Here is a 15,836-nt window from a genome sequence, read left to right on the forward strand (position 1 = left end):
GCACGGTACGAATCGTTTCGTGCACGCGATGTCCAAGTGTGCTCAAGCCCCGGATGGGCTGAACGATTCAGCAGCAGCGACGAACGGGCGTTCAGCTGCACCCGGAGCGTCTAGCATCGGGTCATGCGCCGCGATGACACACCCGCTGCCGAGAACCGACGCCTCGCCACCGCGCTGGCGGAGAACCGGCGCCTGCGCGCGGAGACGCAACGCAACCTGGATACGGCGCGGATCTGGTCCGAGGCGGTCGCGCACAACATCCACGAAGCGCCGCGCTGGGTGTGGACCATCCCACCGCGACCGAACGCCGGCGACGAGCGGGACTCGACGCGCTGACGCGTCGCTGAATCGCTCATTTTCAGCCTTGCGCAACATGCAAGGTCTACACATCCGTCGCGGCAGCCTCGCAGGCAGTCAACACACGCGAGGTCAACGATGCTTCCGCCCGGCTTCCAGTGGCAACGTGGATCGTCTTCGTGGGGCACCGCGTCCTGGCTCGTCGCCAACGGACAACCCGTCGGCATCGTGAGCACGCTCGACGAAATCTGCTACCTCTCGCACCCGAGCAACCAAGGCTTCGGTTGGACTACCGAGCGCGCCGAATCGCCGGAAGATGCCATCGTCGCGCTCGAACGCTGGGCGCAAGCCAACGCGCGCCGGCCGTGGATGCCGGCGCGGAGCCGCGCAGCCTGAAAGTTGACGCTTCGTCCACTGCACTTCGCGCACCATCGGGGCTTGCAAACGGACGGAGGACACCATGGCACGCGACATCCTGAAGACGCTGAAAGACGAGCACGACCAAGTGCGCGAGATGTTCGAGCAGGTCAAGGACACGACCGACCGCGCGGTGAAGACCCGCGTCGAGCTGCTCGACAAGATCGAGAACGCGCTCATCCCGCACGCGAAGTGGGAAGAACAGGTGTTCTACCCTGCGTTCAAGGAACGTGCCGATCGCGAAGGCCTCCAGACGCACGCCGAAGCGCTCGCCGAGCATCACGCGGTGGAGAACTCGGTGATTCCCGAGGTGCACATGGCCGAGCCGGGCACGCCGGAATTCGCGGGCCGTTGCAAAGTGTTCGGCGAGTTCGTCGACCACCACGCCAAGGAAGAAGAGAAGACCATGTTCAAGATGGCGCGCGAGATGTTCAGCGCCGAAGAACGCGCGCAGATGGACGAAGACTACGAGGCATGGAAGGCCTCCCCGGATGCCGAGAAGATGCTCGTGGCCGAGAAGTCGAAGGCGGCCAGCGGCGGGCTCGCGGCGCAGGCGACGCGCCAGTAACGGCAATGGCAGAAGAAACGCGTCGACCTACCGACTCGTTCTTCCGCCGCAACGGGCTGTCGCTGGTCGCGGCCGCCCTGATGATCGGATCGCTGGTCGGTCAGTTGTTGACAGGCCATGCGGTGTACAACGAAGAGCGCGGCGAGCTTGGGCTCGCCGCGCTTTCGTTTGCGCAGTACCTCGTCAGCGGACATGCGCTGTCGTCGACTTTCGAAAACTGGGAAAGCGAGTTCCTGCAGATGGGGATGTTCGTCTTGCTGACGGTCGTCCTGCGGCAGAAGGGCTCGTCCGAGTCACGCCCGATGCGCGCCGAGGACGAGAATCCGCGCATCGACCCTGGTCCGACGCCCTGGCCTGTCCGCAAGGGGGGCCTCTGGAAGTCGCTTTATGGGCATTCGCTAGCCATCGCCTTCATGGCGCTGTTCGCCCTCTCCTTTGCCCTGCACGCATTCGGCAGTTGGGAACGCGACGGCGTCGAGCGCATGGCCAGGCACGAAGCATCGCTTGCCCTGGGTGATTACGTGCTGTCGTCACAATTCTGGTTCGAGTCCTTCCAGAACTGGCAGAGCGAATTCCTCGCGGTGCTGTCGCTGGTGCTGCTGAGCATCTGGCTGCGGCAGAAAGACTCTCCGCAATCCAAACCACTGGAAGCACCGCACTCGCAAACCGGGGAATGACGGCGTCAGCCGATCCACGCTTCCCTGACGAATTCGCGGATCTCGGGCCACGTGAGCGCGCTGTCCGAGATTTGCGACCAGGCCTCTTCCGCGTAAGGCTCGACGTCGAGCCATGCGTATTGGCAGGCGACACGACGCAACGCCTGTACGAACGTCGCGACCTGCTCGCATTGCTGGAGCAGATCGTGACTCAGTAGCTCGTCGGTGCTCACCCTGCGGAATCTCATCGGGGCCGCGCCTGCTCAGCGCTGTCCTTGCAGCTTCCTGGCGTGGTCGAGGTGCATCGACACCGCCGCGCGGGTCTTGGTCAGGTGCGCCTTGACCTTCGCGTCCCTCGCCTTCGGCAGCAGCTCGTTGTCGAGCTTGGCGAGGACCTGCGCGTGGCCTTCGACCATGCCGTCGATGTACGCCTTCTCGAAGGCCTTGCCTTCAAGCGGCGTGAGTTTCGCCATCAACGCGGCGTCGGCCTTTTTCTGGAGGTCGACCGCGCCGTCGCGCGCCAGGCTCGGCGCCCGCAGATTCGGGGTCGCCGACAGGCTCGTGGTGGCCGACAGGTTCGCGGTGTGATCCCGCACCATCATCTCGGCGTACACCTTCACCTCGCCGGTCACGCCCTTCTTCAGCGCGAGCTTGGCCGCGTCGATCTCATCCTGGTCGACGGTCGCAAGCACGCTGAGCGCGGTGGAATCCCGGCTTTCGCGCTGGACAGCTTCTTGCGCCATCGCGGCCGGCAAGGCCGCCGCGCAAGCGGTGGCGACGATCGTGGAAAGCAACGTCGTGCGAATCCCGTGGGTCATGGTCCTTGCCTCCTCGAGCCTCGTTGAACCGACGCGTTCGCCGGCGAATCGAAATTGCGCGCGGGCAAGTCTTCGATACGTGAATCGCGACACGGGCGCGGCGGAAAATCTTTCTCGCCTGAATCACGGCCGCTGTAGCGCTGGTTTGATCGTCCTCCGTGCAGTCTGCCTCGAACCCATGAGGAGACGACACCAATGAAAGCGCTGACATGGCAAGGCAGCCACGACGTACGCGTGGAGACCGTGCCCGACCCCACCATCCGAGACGCCGAGGACATTCTGCTGCGCGTCACGGCCACCGCGATCTGCGGCTCGGACCTGCATCTGTATCGCGGCAAGGTACCCGGCATGAAGGACGGCGACATCCTCGGCCATGAGTTCATGGGCGTGGTGGAGGAAGTCGGCCCCGGCGTGTCGCGAGTCAAGAAAGGCGACCGCGTCGTCATCCCCTTCACGATTTCCTGCGGCGATTGCTTCTTCTGCCAGAAGTCCCTGTACGCCGCGTGCGAAACCACCAATCCGTCGCGCGGGGCGATCCTCAACAAGAAGGACGTGCACTCGGGCGCGGGCTTGTTCGGCTACACGCATCTTTACGGCGGATATGCCGGCGGCCAGGCCGAGTTCGTCCGCGTGCCGAAGGCCAACGTCGGTCCGCTCGTCATTCCCGAAGGCGTCGCCGACGAGGAAGTGTTGTTCCTCTCCGACATCCTGCCGACGGGCTACCAAGCCGTCCTCAATGCAGCGGTCGGCGAAGGCTCGACGCTCGCGATCTTCGGCGCCGGTCCGGTCGGACTGATGTCCGCCGCCTGCGCGCGCCTGCTCGGCGTCGAGCGCATCTTCATGGTCGACCAGCATCAGTATCGCCTCGACTTCGCGAAGGAGACGTACGGCGTGGAGCCGATCAACTTCGACGTCGACGACGATCCGGCGCAGGTGATCGTCGAGCGCACGAATCATCGAGGCGTCGATGCGTCCATCGAAGCTGTCGGTTTCGAGGCCAAGGGCAGCGTCGTCGAAACCACGCTGACCAACCTCAAGCTCGAAGGCAGCAGCGGCAAGGCGCTGCGACAGTGCATCGCGGCCACGCGCCGCGGCGGCGTGGTGAGTGTGCCGGGCGTGTACGCCGGATTCATCCACGCATTCCTGTTCGGCGATGCATTCGAGAAGGGCCTGACGTTCCGCATGGGCCAGACGCATACGCAACAGCACATGCCCGCGCTGCTGGACTTCATCCTCGATGGCAAACTCGCGCCGAACGTGATCATCTCGCACCGCATGGCGCTGGCCGAGGCGGCGGAAGCGTACAAGATCTTCGACAAGGCGGAGGACGATTGCCGCAAGGTCGTGTTGCGGCCGCATTGAGCGAGTGGAACGCCTCAAACGAAGATCGCCGCCCTCTGGGCGGCGATCTTCTGTTCGTCGGCCTGGATCCCCGCTTCGCGGGGATGACACGCGTCAGGGCGTGGCGAAGGCCTTTTTCAACTGCGCACCGGCGAACTTTTCGGCGTCCTTCGCCTTGTCCACCGCCGCGCCCATGCCGAAGAATTCGTGCGTGACACCGTCGTATTTCTGCACGGTGGCGTCGACGCCCGCGGCCTTCAACGCATCGGCCAGCGCTTCGCCGTCCGAACGCAGCGGGTCGATCTCCGCCAGGATGATCGTCGCCGGGGCCACGCCCGCGAGGTCCTTGCGCTTGGCGATCGCGATGCGCGGGTCGGCGGTCTGGTCGGCATTGTCGAACGTGTGCTTGACGAACCACTCCATCATCGGCTTGTTCAGCGGCTTCGCATTCGCGTTCTGCACGTAACTCGGCGAATTCATGTCGTTGTTGGCGACCGGATAGACGAGCACCTGGTGCACCGGCGCCTGCAGCTTCTGGTCGCGTGCGGCGATGGCGATGTCGGCCGCCATGTTGCCACCGGCGCTTTCGCCGACCACGGCGATCTTCTTCGCATCGCCACCGAGTTTGGCGGCGTTGGCGAGCACCCATTTGTACGCCGCGAGCGTGTCTTCATGCGCGGCGGGGAACTTGTGCTCCGGCGCCTGGCGATAGTGCGTCGAGACGATGATCGCGCCCGATGCATTCGCCAGCGCGCGCGGGCTCGCATCGTACGTATCGAGATTCGCGATCACCCAACCGCCGCCGTGGATGTACAGCACGACCGGCATCGGGCCCTTGCCTTCCGGCGTGTAAATGCGAATCGGGATCGGGCCGCCTGCGCCGGGGATCGTGCGGTCTTCGACTTTCGCCACCGGTTCGGGCGTCGTCGGCTTGCCCTGCGATTCCAGCAACGCTTTCACCGCATCGGCCGGAGACGGTTGCATGCGTGCTTCGTCCGGCGTGAGCGTTTCGATCGGCTTGCCGCCGAGTTTCGCGAGCTGGTCGAGGACGGCCTGCATTTGCGCGTCGGCCTTCGGCGGCGTGGCGTTTGCAGCGGGCGACATCGTCGATGGTGCCGCGGGTGCACCGGCCATCGTCGAAGAGGCCGGCGGCGTCGATGCCGCGTCGTTGTCGTTGCGATGGCACGCGGTGGCGAGTGCGGCGGCGAGTACGCCGACCGTCAGGATTGCATGGCGCATTGGAGGTCCTTTTCGTTGCATGGGGAAAGTCGTGCGCTCACTTCATGGGCTTCTGATCCTGGTCGTAAGTGCCGATCAGTTCGCCCTTCGCGATGACGTGGCCTTGCGCCGCCTTCAGGAGCTGGTCGCGATCCGCACCGATGGGAAGATCCAGCGTGGTGTCGAGCGCCAACACCTGGAAGTGATAGTGGTGCGCCGGGTCTTCCGCTGGCGGGCGCGGGCCGAGGTAGCCGGCATTGCCGCGGCTCGTCTTGCCCTGCATCAGGCCTGGGGGATCGGGAAGCTTCAGCGATTCGTGCAGGCCTTCGGGCAACTGCGTGACGTTGCCCGGGATATTCCAGGCGACCCAGTGCACGAACGGCGTGATCGGCTTGGCGTCGGGGTCTTCCATGATGATCGCGTACGACTTCGCGCCGGCGGCCGCCGTCCAGGACAATGCCGGCGATACGCCGTCGTAGTACTCGCTGTGCTTCTTCGGGATCGGGGCGTTCGGCTTGATCGTCGGCGACGTGACCTTCAGCGCGCCCGAGGTTTTCGTTTCGTCGCGCTGCATCGCGATCGGCACGCCGACGCCCATTTTCGCCTGCGCTTCCATCGGGCCGGCCGGTGGCGTCTTCGCTTGTCCCATCGCCTTGCCGTTGGCGGACACGCGATACAGCACGCCGTTGACGTCATCGCCGACCAGCAGCGCGCCGTCCTTCGCCATGGCGATGCCCACCGGGCGGCCGAAGTAGGCCTTGCCGCCGTCGGTGAGGAACCCTGTCATGAACGGTTCGATCTTCGTGGGTGCACCATTCTCGAAATCGACGCGTACCACTTCGTAACCCGACGGCTTGCGACGATTCCACGATCCGTGCATCGCCACGAACGCATCGCCCTGCCCGTCGAAGGCCATCTGCATCGGCGCTGCGTGCGCGGTGTAGCCCATCACCATGGGCTCGCTGCTCTTCGCCCATTCCTCGCGCGTGATGCCGCCCGGCGGCGGCGCGCCCTGCACGTTGATTTCGTTCTTGCCGTAGACGTAGGGCCAGCCGTATTTCTTGCCCTTCGCGAGCTTGTTGAGCTCTTCCTTCTGCACGTCGTCGCCGAGATCGTCGATGCCGTGGTCCACGCCCCACAGCTCACCAGTAGACGGCTCCCAGCCGAATCCGATGGTGTTGCGGAGCCCACCGGCAAACACCGTGCGCGTCTTGCCGTCGGGCGACATGCGCACGATGGTGGCGTGCTCGGGATTGGATTCGTTGCACGCGTTGCAGGTCGAACCGATGCTGACGTAGAGCATGCCGTCGGGGCCGAAGGCGAGCGTGCGATTGGGGTGTTGCCCGCCATCGGGCAGGTCGCCGGCGAGCATCTTCAGCTCTCCCACGCCGCCGTCGGGTTTCAGGTCGCCGACGAAGACTTCCTTCACCGTCGCCACGTACAGCTTGCCGTCGTGGATGGTGATCCCGTGGGCGCCCGCGCGATGCAGTACCTCCACCGGTGTACCGTCCGCACGGCCGTCGTTGTCCGCGTCCTGGAGCATCACCACGTCGCCTTCGTCGCGGCGCGACACATAGACGCGACCATCGGGGGCGACGGCGAGGATGCGGGCATTGCCGAGGTCTTTCGCGAACACCCCGACCGTGTAACCCGACGGCACGCGCAGCTTCGCGATGTTGTCGGACGTCGCTTGCGCGCGCGCCGGTTTGGTGACCGAGGTCTGTACGTCGACGTTCGCGGGTTTGTCCTGCGCGACCGCGGCGCCCGCCCATGCAGCCAGGCATGCGAGCGTCAGTGCGTTCCTTCGAAACATGGGCAACTCCTGTCGTGGTCGCGGCATGTTGGAAATCGGCCAGTCCAAGCGAAGTGATCCCCGCACCTGAATCGCGGAAAGGTTTTCCGCGCCGGTATGGAATCGAGTCGAACTCGACGGCGTTTGCCGTGACACCGGCTGACGGCGGATACGCGGAATCCACTCCGGCAGACTCCGATGACGCCACCCCCGAACGAGACGCGACCGGCCAAGCGCCGAACTCCCGCGGCATCGCAGGAGGCGCATGGGGAGCCGCCGTCGCACGAGTCGCACCTGCCTCTGATCGTCGGGCTCGGTGCCTCGGCAGGCGGGCTCGAAGCATTCAGCACCTTCTTCCAGCACGTGCGGGCGGACGAGAACATCGCCTATGTGCTGGTGCAGCATCTGTCGCCCGATCACACGAGCATCCTCGGCGAATTGCTGCAACGCCATACCTTGGTGCCGGTGCAGGAAGCCACCGATGGCACCGCCGTGCAGCCGGGCCACATCTACGTCATTCCGCCGGATGCGACGCTCACGATCCACGAAGGCCTGCTGCAACTGAGCAAGCCCGCGCCGCCGCGGCAATATCGCTGGCCCATCGACAGCTTCTTCGAGTCGCTTGCCGAAGACCAGGGCGAGAACGCGGTGGGGATCGTGCTCTCCGGCGCTGGCAGCGACGGCGCGCGGGGCCTGCGGGCGATCAAGGAACGCGGCGGCCTTGCCCTCGCGCAAGCGAGCATCGATCACGTCGCGATGGCGGGCATGCCCGCGAGCGCTGCCGCGACCGGCATGGTCGACGACGTGTTGCCGGTCGACCGGATGCCCGCGCGCCTGGTGGCGCATTTCGAACACCTGCGCTTGTCGCGGGCGACGAAGGCCCCGACGGCACGCGCCAGGACCTGGCCGCGCACCTGCACACCATCACGGGCCTGTTGCGCGCCCACGTGGGCCACGACTTCAGCCAATACAAGGAAAAGACGCTGGTTCGCCGCATCCAGCGGCGCATGCAGGTGGCGCAGGCCGATTCGGTCGAGGCCTACATCGCCTTCCTGCAGGGCAATCCGCGCGAACTCGACAACCTGTTCCGCGAGTTGCTGATCGGCGTGACCGAATTCTTCCGCGACCCCGACGCCTTCGACGTCCTGCAGGAGCAGGCGATCCCGATGTTGCTCGAGGATCGTACGGCGGCCGACACGCTGCGCGTGTGGATCCCCGCGTGCGCGACGGGCGAGGAAGCGTATTCCATCGCCATCGCCCTCTCGGAGGCCATCGCGCATCGCCGCGGCGGGCCGAAGGTGCAGATCTTCGCCACGGACATCGACGACCGCGCGATCAACAGCGCGCGCGCCGGGCGCTTCCGCGGCCCGTTGCCGGGCGTGTCGCCGGAACGGCTGGAGCGGTGGTTCGTGCAGGACGGCGATTACTACGTGGTGGTCAAGCCGATCCGCGAAATGATCGTCTTCTCACCCCACAGCGCGATCAAAGACCCGCCGTTCTCGCGCGTGGACCTGATCTCCTGCCGCAACCTGCTCATCTACCTCAATTCCGAATTGCAGGAACAGGTGCTCCGCACGTTCCACTACGCGTTGCGTTCGGGCGGCGTGCTGATGCTGGGGCCATCGGAAAGCCTGGGACGCAGCACCACGATGTTCTCGGTGCTCGACAAGAAGCACCGCCTGTACGTGCGCCGCAGCGAGAGCCGCGGTGCCTTGCCGATGGCCGCGCCGCGCCGGCTCACGCCGGTGGACACCGGCGCCCGGGCGTTCACGCAAGCACGGGGCGGCGTCGCCGAGGACATGATCGACCGCAACGCGCGCCGCGCGCTGGAACGGCACGGCCCCGCGTACGTCGTGATCGACTCCAACCACGACATCCTGCGCTTCTTCGGCGACACCGGGCGCTACCTCGGCCCGAGCACCGGTACCGCGAGCCTCAACTTGTTCGCGCTGCTGCACAAGGGATTGCGCGCGCCCGCGCGCAGCGCGTTGCAGCAGGCCCTCGCGCGCCAGGCGGTCGTGCAGGAAGGCCAGATCAGCGGGCGCGGCAACGAGCGCATCCCCGTGCGCCTCATCGCCGAACCGATCTTCGAACAGGAAGAGAGCCGCGACGAGCGCCGCACGAACCTGTGCGTGCTGATCTTCAAGGAACTCTCGCCGGCCACGAAAACGCCGGAGTCCGTCCCCTCGGCCGAAGGCGCCCGCGCCGCGAAGGGTGACACCCGCCGCGCCCAGGAACTCGAGCTCGAACTGGCGACGACGCGCGAGCAACTGCACACGGCCATCGACGAGCTCGAAACCGCCAACGAGGAGATGAAGTCCGCCAACGAGGAATACCAGTCGGTCAACGAGGAACTGCAATCCTCGAACGAAGAACTGGAAACCTCCAAGGAGGAAATGCAGTCGATCAACGAAGAACTGCAGACGGTCAACGTCGAGCTCAACAGCAAGAACGAAGCGCTCGGCCGCCTCAACAGCGACCTGCACAACCTGCTGGAAAGCACGCAGATCGCCACGTTGTTCCTGGATTCCTCGTTGCACGTCAGCGGCTTCACGCCGGCGATCAGCGACCTGTTCCACCTGCGCGAAGGCGACCACGGCCGACCGATCACCGAGATCACCGCGCGCATCCCGTATCCGCAGCTGAAAGCCGACGTCAAGCAGGTCTTGCGCACGCTGGCGATGGTCGAGCGCGTGCTGCCGGGAGGCGTGGACGGCGCGGTGTATCTGCTGCGCATGCGTCCCTATCGCACGACCGACAACGTCATCGACGGCGTTGTGCTCACCTTCATCGACATCACCGAGCGGCAACAGCACGAGTACGAACGCGGGCGGTTGGCGGCGATCGTCGATTCGTCGTGGGACGCGATCATCGGCCATTCGCGCGACGGCACGATCACGACCTGGAACGCCGGCGCCGAGCGCATGTTCGGCCATGCCGCGACGCGCGCGATCGGGCATTCGCTGTTGATGCTGGTGCCGCCGGACGGACAAGACGAATTGAAGTCGCTGCTCGCCATCAGCGCGGGCGAACAGCCGATGACCGAAGAACGCCTGATGAACTGGCTGCGCCAGGACGGCGCGCCGCTTGCAGTATCGGTGCGCACCTCGCCGGTGCTCGACCAGTCCGGCGCCGTCATCGCCGGCTCGACCATCGTGCGCGACATCACCGAGCCCAAGCGCACGGCGTTCCGATTGCAGGAGACCGAGCGACGCCTGGCGGACGTCGTCGCCCAGACCACCATCGGTGTCGCGCAGGTGACGCTCGACGGCAACGTGGAAACGGTGAATCCGCGCTTCTGCGAAATCCTGGCGCGCTCCAACGACGCGGTGCTCGGCCGGCACTTCCGCGACTTCACGGACGCGCAGGACGTCGACGAAAGCGAGCGCCTGTTCGCGAAGCTTGTCGCCGACGGCGCGCCGTTCCAGGTCGAGCAACGCTACGTGCGGCCCGACGGCACGCGCGTCTGGGCCAACACGCACGTCTCGCTGATCCACGGCGAAGACGGCCTGCCCCGTCGCGCGGTGGCGATGGTGCTGGACATCACGCAGCGCAAGCTGGCCACGGAGCATCGCGAACTGCTGCTCCGCGAGCTCAACCATCGCGTGAAAAACACGCTCGCAACCGTGCAGGCGATCACCACGCAGACGCTCGCCAACGCCGACGATCTCGGCGGGTTCAAGTCGGATTTCTTCGCGCGCCTGCAGGCGCTCGCGCGCTCGCACGACTTGCTCGCGAAGGAAAGCTGGCAGGGCGCGGATCTGTCCGCGCTGTTGCTGGAGGAACTCGCGCCCTACGCGACCTCCAGCGGCGTCGCGCCCGATATCGACGGCGATGCGGTGCGCCTGTCCGCGCGGGAAGCGCTCGCCCTGGGCATGGCCTTGCATGAGCTCGCGACCAACGCGGCGAAGTACGGCGCGTTCTCCGATGCGAACGGCAAGGTGCGCGTGCGCTGGCAGGTTTTGACGCGCGACGGTGCGCGCTGGCTGGAATTGCGCTGGGAGGAACGCGACGGCCCGGCCGTGACGACGCCTTCACGCCGCGGGTTCGGCACGCGATTGGTGAACGACGGTATCCGACATGAATTGGGCGGCAACGTCTCGCTCGACTTTGCACCGGCCGGCTTGACGTGCATGATCGAATTTCCGCTCAAAGACGACTCCGTCTCGTGATCGAACCGGCTGCCCAGCCCGATCCACGAACACCCCGGACCCGCCTGCTGATGGTGGAAGACGAAATGTGCCTGGCAATGGTGTTGAGCGACCTGCTCGAAGGCGAGGGTTACGAAGTCGTGTCGGCGGGCCGCTTGTCCGATGCGCAACGCCTCGCGTCGCAGGACTTCGACGTCGCGATCCTCGACATCAACCTCGGCGGCGATCTCGTCTATCCGGTGGCGCGCACATTGCGCGAACGCGGCGTGCCCTTCCTGTTCGCATCGGCGTACGGGGCGTCGGTGTTGCCGGCGGAATTCAGCCACATGCAGGTGGTCGCAAAGCCCTATGCGGCCGAACGCATCACGAGTGCAATCGCCGGCTTGCTCGCCAGCGAACGCGCGGCCCGCTAATCGCGCAGGCGCTCGAGTTCCAGTCGCAACATCTCCGCATTGGCATCGGCCCACATCGCGAGCCAGTGCACGGCCGCCGCGCGGGTGGTCGTCACGCGCGTGCCGCGGAATTGCCACGGGCGATACAACCGCGTGACCGCGTACCATCCGCGATCGCTGTGGTCGGGGATCGCTTCGGCGATCGGCAGCCGGTTCCGCGGGACGTACACCATGCGCGCGCTCGAGTCGCGCTCCCAGAAGTCCCGCACCTCCCAATCGAACCCTTCGGGGAGCGGCACGCCGCACGTCGGGTCGTAGCCCAGGCGCAATGCGAGGTCTGGTTGCAGCACCACGTAGAAGTGATCGTCGAACGCGCCTTCGATGCGTTCGACGAGGTCGGCGGGCAGGCCGTCGGTATCGAACGTTCCGCAATGCCGCAACGGGCCGTGCCCGCGCTCGGCTTCGCGCGAGGCCTTCATGCAATCGGGCACGAGGACCAGCTCCCCTCGCCCGGTGTACACGCTGCATCGCATGTTCATTCCCTCCGGGGCCGATGATCGTCGCGTCCGCCGCGATAAGCCGGCGTGAACATTTTCACGCCGCCTGCGCATCGCCTGCACGTGCATGAATGCGCGCGGTGAACTGTATTCACCCCGGGCGCGGAATCCGGCACCATTTCCATGCGTCGACTCTTTCGCGATTCGCACATGGCCCCCATCGATCCCCGCGTCATCGTCATCGTCACCTTCGTCGGCGGCCCGCTGCATGGTTTGCAGCAGGCCCTGGATTCGCCGGCGGAACAGTTCTGGCGCGACCTGCCCAACGGGTCGGCGCTGCTTTACGGGCGGCGCTGGATGTCCGCCGACGACGGGGGCGATTCACCCGCGCATGCGGTGTACTCGCCCGTGGGTATGTCGGAACACGCGTTTCGCGAGCTGTTGCCGACGGTCGAACTGGAACTGCGCGACCAACCCGTCGCCGCGTTCTCCAACGAAGCCAACAAGCAATCGCGCGGCACCTCCTGAAACCCTGCACGGAACGGATTCCATGCCCCATACGCTCCATCATCCCGACCCTCGGACCGTCGAAGTCCGCTACACCGGCGTCGTCGGTTACGCCGAGCGCACGCTCGCCGTCGAACACACCGCGCGCGAAGCCCACGCCAGGCAGGCGGACCGGCTGCTGATCGATTTCACCAGCTGCGCGACGATCGAGGAAGACAAGGCGCATCGCGCCGACTACATCGCGCGCACGATCACGCTGTTCACGATGAAGAACGCCCGCGTCGCATTGGTCGGCGTGCCCGCGGAATTCGCGTGGCCCGCCGAACTGGCGTGCGAAATCCGGCACATTCCGGCGCGCACGTTCGATACGCGCGAGGATGCGCTGGAGTGGTTGGCGTTGGACCGGGTGGAATTGGACGCACCCGACGTCGTTTGAGTCAACGCGCGTCCGGATACACCGCGGCGCGCATCGGGCGTACGCGCACCACATCGCCCACGCGCGGCACTTGCGCCTGCTGCGCATCGCCCAGGTCCAGCTCCATCGTGCGCGGTTGCCCCGCGCATTCGAGTTCGACCGTGATGCGGTCGGCGCGACGGAACAGATCGACCACCTTGGCCGCGAAACCGTCTCCTTCGTTGACGATGGCGAGCTCGTGCGGCCGCGTCATCAGGATCGCCGCGCCCGTGTAGTCGCCTTCCATCGGCAGCGCGAGCGATTGACCCGCCATCCGGAACACGCCGTCGTGCACCTGGCCTTCGATGCGGTTGGCGCGGCCGATGAATTCGAAGACGAACGGCGAGGCCGGCGCGCGGTGGATGTCTTCGACGGAGGCGACCTGTTCGATGCCGCCATCGCGCATCACGACGACGCGGTCGGCCAGCTCGAGCGCTTCTTCCTGGTCATGCGTGACGAAGAGCGTCGTCTGCCCGGTGCGCTCGTGCAGGCGGCGCAGCCAGCGGCGCAATTCGACGCGCACCTTGGTGTCCAGCGCGCCGAAGGGTTCGTCGAGCAGCAGCACGTTCGGCTTGATCGCCAGTGCGCGCGCGAGTGCGACGCGCTGCTTCTGCCCGCCCGACAATTGGTCCGGATAGCGCGTGCCGAGCTCGGGCAACTGGATCAACGCGAGCAGTTCCTCCACGCGCTTGGCGATCTCCACCTTCGGTGGCCGCTGGCTGCGGGGGCGGCTGCGCAGGCCGAAGGCGATGTTTTCCGCGACCGTCATGTGGCGGAACAGCGCGTATTGCTGGAAGACGAAGCCGACGTTGCGCTGGCGCAGGCGCATCGACGTCGCATCGGTTTCGCCGAAGTGCAACGTGCCGGCGTCGGGATGCAGCAGGCCCGCGATCACGCGCAGCAACGTGGTCTTGCCGGAGCCCGAGGGCCCGAGCAACGCGACCAGTTCGCCCGAGGCGATGTCCAGGTCGACCCCGTCCAGCGCCGCGACGCCGGGATAGTGCTTGCTGATGCCTTTGAGGTGCAGGTCCATGCGGCTCAGTGTCTCCGATGCGTCCGCGCCAGTGCATCGCCGTGGCGCGCTTCGAGCCAGAAGCGCACCACCAGCGTGACGAGTGCGAGCCCCGCGAGGAGCGAGGCCACCGCGAAGGCCGCGGTCGCGTTGAATTCGTTGTAGAGGATCTCGATGTGCAGCGGCAGCGTGTTGGTCAGGCCGCGGATGTGGCCCGAAACCACCGACACCGCACCGAACTCACCCATCGCCCGTGCGCCGCACAGCAAAACCCCGTACAGCAGCGCCCACTTGATGTTCGGCAATGTGATCCGGCGGAACATCTGCCACGGGCCCGCGCCAAGGGAGCGCGCGGCGAGTTCCTCTTCCGCGCCCTGCTGTTCCATCAGCGGAATCAGTTCGCGCGCGACGAACGGGAAGGTGATGAACAACGTCGCGAGCACGATGCCGGGCCGAGCGAACAGGATTTCCAGGCCGAAGCGATCGATGACCGGCGCGAACCACCCTTCCCGTCCGAACAACAACACCAGGCACAGGCCCGCGACGACAGGCGACACCGCGAACGGCAGGTCGATCAGCGCCAGCAGCAACTGCTTGCCGCGGAATTCGAAACGCGTCACGGCCCATGCGGTCGCCAGGCCGAAGAACGCATTGAGCGGGATGACGATCGCGGCCGTGATCAGCGTGAGTTCCAAGGCGGCGCGCGCGTCGGGTTCGGTGAGCGCGGCCCACCACACGCCGACGCCCTCGGAGAACGCCGCGCCGAGCACCATCGCGAGCGGCATCACCAGCAACAGCGCCATGACGATCACGCCAAGTGTCGTCAGCCCGATGCGCAACCAGCGCGGCGGCCGCAGCGGATCATCCATCGCGGCGCTTTCCGGCGGTCAGTGCGGGGATCAATGCGTTGATCGCGAGCAGGCACACGAACGAGGCGGCGAGCAGCAACGCGGCGATCGCGACCGCGCCGTCGTAGTCGTATTCCTCCAGGCGGATCGTGATCAGCAGCGGCGCGATCTCCGTCTTGAACGGCAAGTTGCCCGCGATGAAGATCACCGACCCGTATTCGCCCAGCGCACGCGCGAAGGCGAGCGAGAAGCCCGTCAGCAGCGCCGGTGCGAGTTCGGGCAACACCACGCGGCGGAACGTGGTGAAGCGGCTCGCGCCGAGCGAGGCGGCGGCTTCTTCCTGGTCGCGCCCCAGCGTTTCCAATACCGGTTGCAACGTGCGCACCGCGAACGGCAGCCCGATGAACACCAACGCGATCACGATGCCCGCCGGCGCGTACGCGATCTTGATGCCGTGGGGATCGAACAAGCGCCCGACCCACCCGTTCGGCGAATAGATCGCGGTCAATGCGATGCCCGCCACCGCGGTGGGCAATGCGAAGGGCAGGTCGACGAGCGCGTCCATCAATCGGCGTCCGGGAAACTCGTAGCGCACGATCACCCACGCGACCAATGCACCCGCGAGCGATGCGATCACCGCCGCGATGGCCGATGCACTGAAACTCAGGAACAACGAGGCACGCACGCGCGGATCGGCGAGCACGTGCATCCAACCCTCTCCGCCCAGCCCCGCCGCACGCACGACGAGCGCGGCGAGGGGCAACAGCACGATCAACCCGAGCCACGCCATGCCCAGGCCGAGGCTCAACCCGAAACCGGGCAGCGGATGGCGCATCCGCCTCCGCAGGTCGGTCACGACGGTCGACAT

Annotated in this window: 17 protein-coding genes and 1 pseudogene; 10 read left to right on the forward strand and 8 right to left on the reverse strand. The window is 66.2% G+C overall.

The features are described 5' to 3' along the window. The first annotated feature begins 123 nt into the window (after positions 1 to 123). The 4 genes from LF41_RS11255 to LF41_RS11270 all read left to right on the forward strand — a co-directional run bounded on the left by LF41_RS11255 (position 124) and on the right by LF41_RS11270 (position 1,959). Complete coding sequence (locus tag LF41_RS11255; RefSeq protein WP_036169730.1) at positions 124 to 336, forward strand: hypothetical protein; 213 nt, start codon at positions 124 to 126, stop codon at positions 334 to 336. 99 nt (positions 337 to 435) lie between these two features. Then, entirely contained in the window at positions 436 to 693 is a 258-nt protein-coding gene (locus LF41_RS11260; protein ID WP_036169732.1) for a hypothetical protein, read from the forward strand. Positions 694 to 757: 64 nt separating this feature from the next. After that, positions 758 to 1,282, forward strand: coding sequence for a hemerythrin domain-containing protein (locus LF41_RS11265; protein WP_036169734.1), 525 nt, complete (start codon positions 758 to 760; stop codon positions 1,280 to 1,282). A 5-nt stretch (positions 1,283 to 1,287) separates the two neighbouring features. Next, complete coding sequence (locus tag LF41_RS11270; RefSeq protein WP_036169737.1) at positions 1,288 to 1,959, forward strand: DUF6766 family protein; 672 nt, start codon at positions 1,288 to 1,290, stop codon at positions 1,957 to 1,959. Between the two features lie 5 nt (positions 1,960 to 1,964). Here LF41_RS11270 and LF41_RS11275 read toward each other — a convergent pair whose 3' ends face one another. Both LF41_RS11275 and LF41_RS11280 read right to left on the reverse strand, forming a co-directional pair. Next, positions 1,965 to 2,186: a hypothetical protein gene (locus tag LF41_RS11275; protein WP_152599994.1), complete on the reverse strand. Its 222-nt coding sequence runs from the start codon at positions 2,184 to 2,186 to the stop codon at positions 1,965 to 1,967. A 15-nt stretch (positions 2,187 to 2,201) separates the two neighbouring features. Then, positions 2,202 to 2,756, reverse strand: a complete 555-nt coding sequence (locus tag LF41_RS11280; RefSeq protein ID WP_052116364.1) for a DUF4142 domain-containing protein — start codon at positions 2,754 to 2,756, stop codon at positions 2,202 to 2,204. A 195-nt stretch (positions 2,757 to 2,951) separates the two neighbouring features. Here LF41_RS11280 and LF41_RS11285 point away from each other — a divergent pair, with 195 nt between their 5' ends. Next, positions 2,952 to 4,118 carry a zinc-dependent alcohol dehydrogenase gene (locus LF41_RS11285; protein ID WP_036169742.1) on the forward strand — a complete coding sequence of 389 codons (1,167 nt, stop codon included), beginning with the start codon at positions 2,952 to 2,954 and terminating at the stop codon, positions 4,116 to 4,118. Positions 4,119 to 4,211: 93 nt separating this feature from the next. Here LF41_RS11285 and LF41_RS11290 read toward each other — a convergent pair whose 3' ends face one another. Together LF41_RS11290 and LF41_RS11295 are read right to left on the reverse strand one after the other, a co-directional pair. Continuing rightward, the gene (locus tag LF41_RS11290) at positions 4,212 to 5,336 is read right to left on the reverse strand and encodes an alpha/beta hydrolase (RefSeq protein WP_084073562.1); all 1,125 of its coding nucleotides are present in this window, start codon (positions 5,334 to 5,336) and stop codon (positions 4,212 to 4,214) included. 37 nt (positions 5,337 to 5,373) lie between these two features. Next, the gene (locus LF41_RS11295) at positions 5,374 to 7,128 is read right to left on the reverse strand and encodes a YbhB/YbcL family Raf kinase inhibitor-like protein (protein WP_052116365.1); all 1,755 of its coding nucleotides are present in this window, start codon (positions 7,126 to 7,128) and stop codon (positions 5,374 to 5,376) included. Positions 7,129 to 7,305: 177 nt separating this feature from the next. On the opposite strand from LF41_RS11295, the pseudogene LF41_RS17210 reads away from it, so the two are divergent. The 3 genes and pseudogenes from LF41_RS17210 to LF41_RS11305 all read left to right on the forward strand — a co-directional run. Next, positions 7,306 to 7,932 (forward strand): annotated as a pseudogene (locus LF41_RS17210) (chemotaxis protein CheB); the annotation flags it as partial. A gap of 110 nt (positions 7,933 to 8,042) precedes the next feature. Then, on the forward strand, positions 8,043 to 11,279 hold the full coding sequence (locus LF41_RS16215) for a CheR family methyltransferase (RefSeq protein ID WP_161786954.1): 3,237 nt from the start codon (positions 8,043 to 8,045) through the stop codon (positions 11,277 to 11,279). 50 nt (positions 11,280 to 11,329) lie between these two features. Then, positions 11,330 to 11,671 (forward strand): response regulator, encoded by a 342-nt coding sequence (locus LF41_RS11305; RefSeq protein ID WP_036169745.1) that lies wholly within the window; start codon positions 11,330 to 11,332, stop codon positions 11,669 to 11,671. Here the strand turns inward: LF41_RS11305 and LF41_RS11310 are convergent. Continuing rightward, positions 11,668 to 12,189 (reverse strand): hypothetical protein, encoded by a 522-nt coding sequence (locus LF41_RS11310; RefSeq protein ID WP_036169747.1) that lies wholly within the window; start codon positions 12,187 to 12,189, stop codon positions 11,668 to 11,670. The genes LF41_RS11305 and LF41_RS11310 overlap by 4 nt on opposite strands. A gap of 168 nt (positions 12,190 to 12,357) precedes the next feature. Here LF41_RS11310 and LF41_RS11315 point away from each other — a divergent pair, with 168 nt between their 5' ends. Beyond that, positions 12,358 to 12,675, forward strand: coding sequence for a hypothetical protein (locus tag LF41_RS11315; protein ID WP_036169749.1), 318 nt, complete (start codon positions 12,358 to 12,360; stop codon positions 12,673 to 12,675). Between the two features lie 22 nt (positions 12,676 to 12,697). Next, positions 12,698 to 13,090 (forward strand): STAS domain-containing protein, encoded by a 393-nt coding sequence (locus LF41_RS11320; protein WP_036169752.1) that lies wholly within the window; start codon positions 12,698 to 12,700, stop codon positions 13,088 to 13,090. Between the two features lies 1 nt (position 13,091). Here LF41_RS11320 and LF41_RS11325 read toward each other — a convergent pair whose 3' ends face one another. The 3 genes from LF41_RS11325 to cysT are packed head-to-tail and all read right to left on the reverse strand — an operon-like array spanning position 13,092 to position 15,836. Next, the gene (locus LF41_RS11325) at positions 13,092 to 14,141 is read right to left on the reverse strand and encodes a sulfate/molybdate ABC transporter ATP-binding protein (RefSeq protein WP_036169755.1); all 1,050 of its coding nucleotides are present in this window, start codon (positions 14,139 to 14,141) and stop codon (positions 13,092 to 13,094) included. Between the two features lie 5 nt (positions 14,142 to 14,146). Then, entirely contained in the window at positions 14,147 to 14,989 is an 843-nt protein-coding gene (gene cysW, locus LF41_RS11330) for a sulfate ABC transporter permease subunit CysW (protein WP_036169757.1), read from the reverse strand. Further along, positions 14,982 to 15,836 carry a sulfate ABC transporter permease subunit CysT gene (cysT, locus tag LF41_RS11335; RefSeq protein ID WP_052116368.1) on the reverse strand — a complete coding sequence of 285 codons (855 nt, stop codon included), beginning with the start codon at positions 15,834 to 15,836 and terminating at the stop codon, positions 14,982 to 14,984. Before cysT ends, cysW begins: the two co-directional genes overlap by 8 nt.

The organism is Lysobacter dokdonensis DS-58 (assembly GCF_000770795.1).
In the GTDB taxonomy this organism is placed as follows: domain Bacteria; phylum Pseudomonadota; class Gammaproteobacteria; order Xanthomonadales; family Xanthomonadaceae; genus Noviluteimonas; species Noviluteimonas dokdonensis.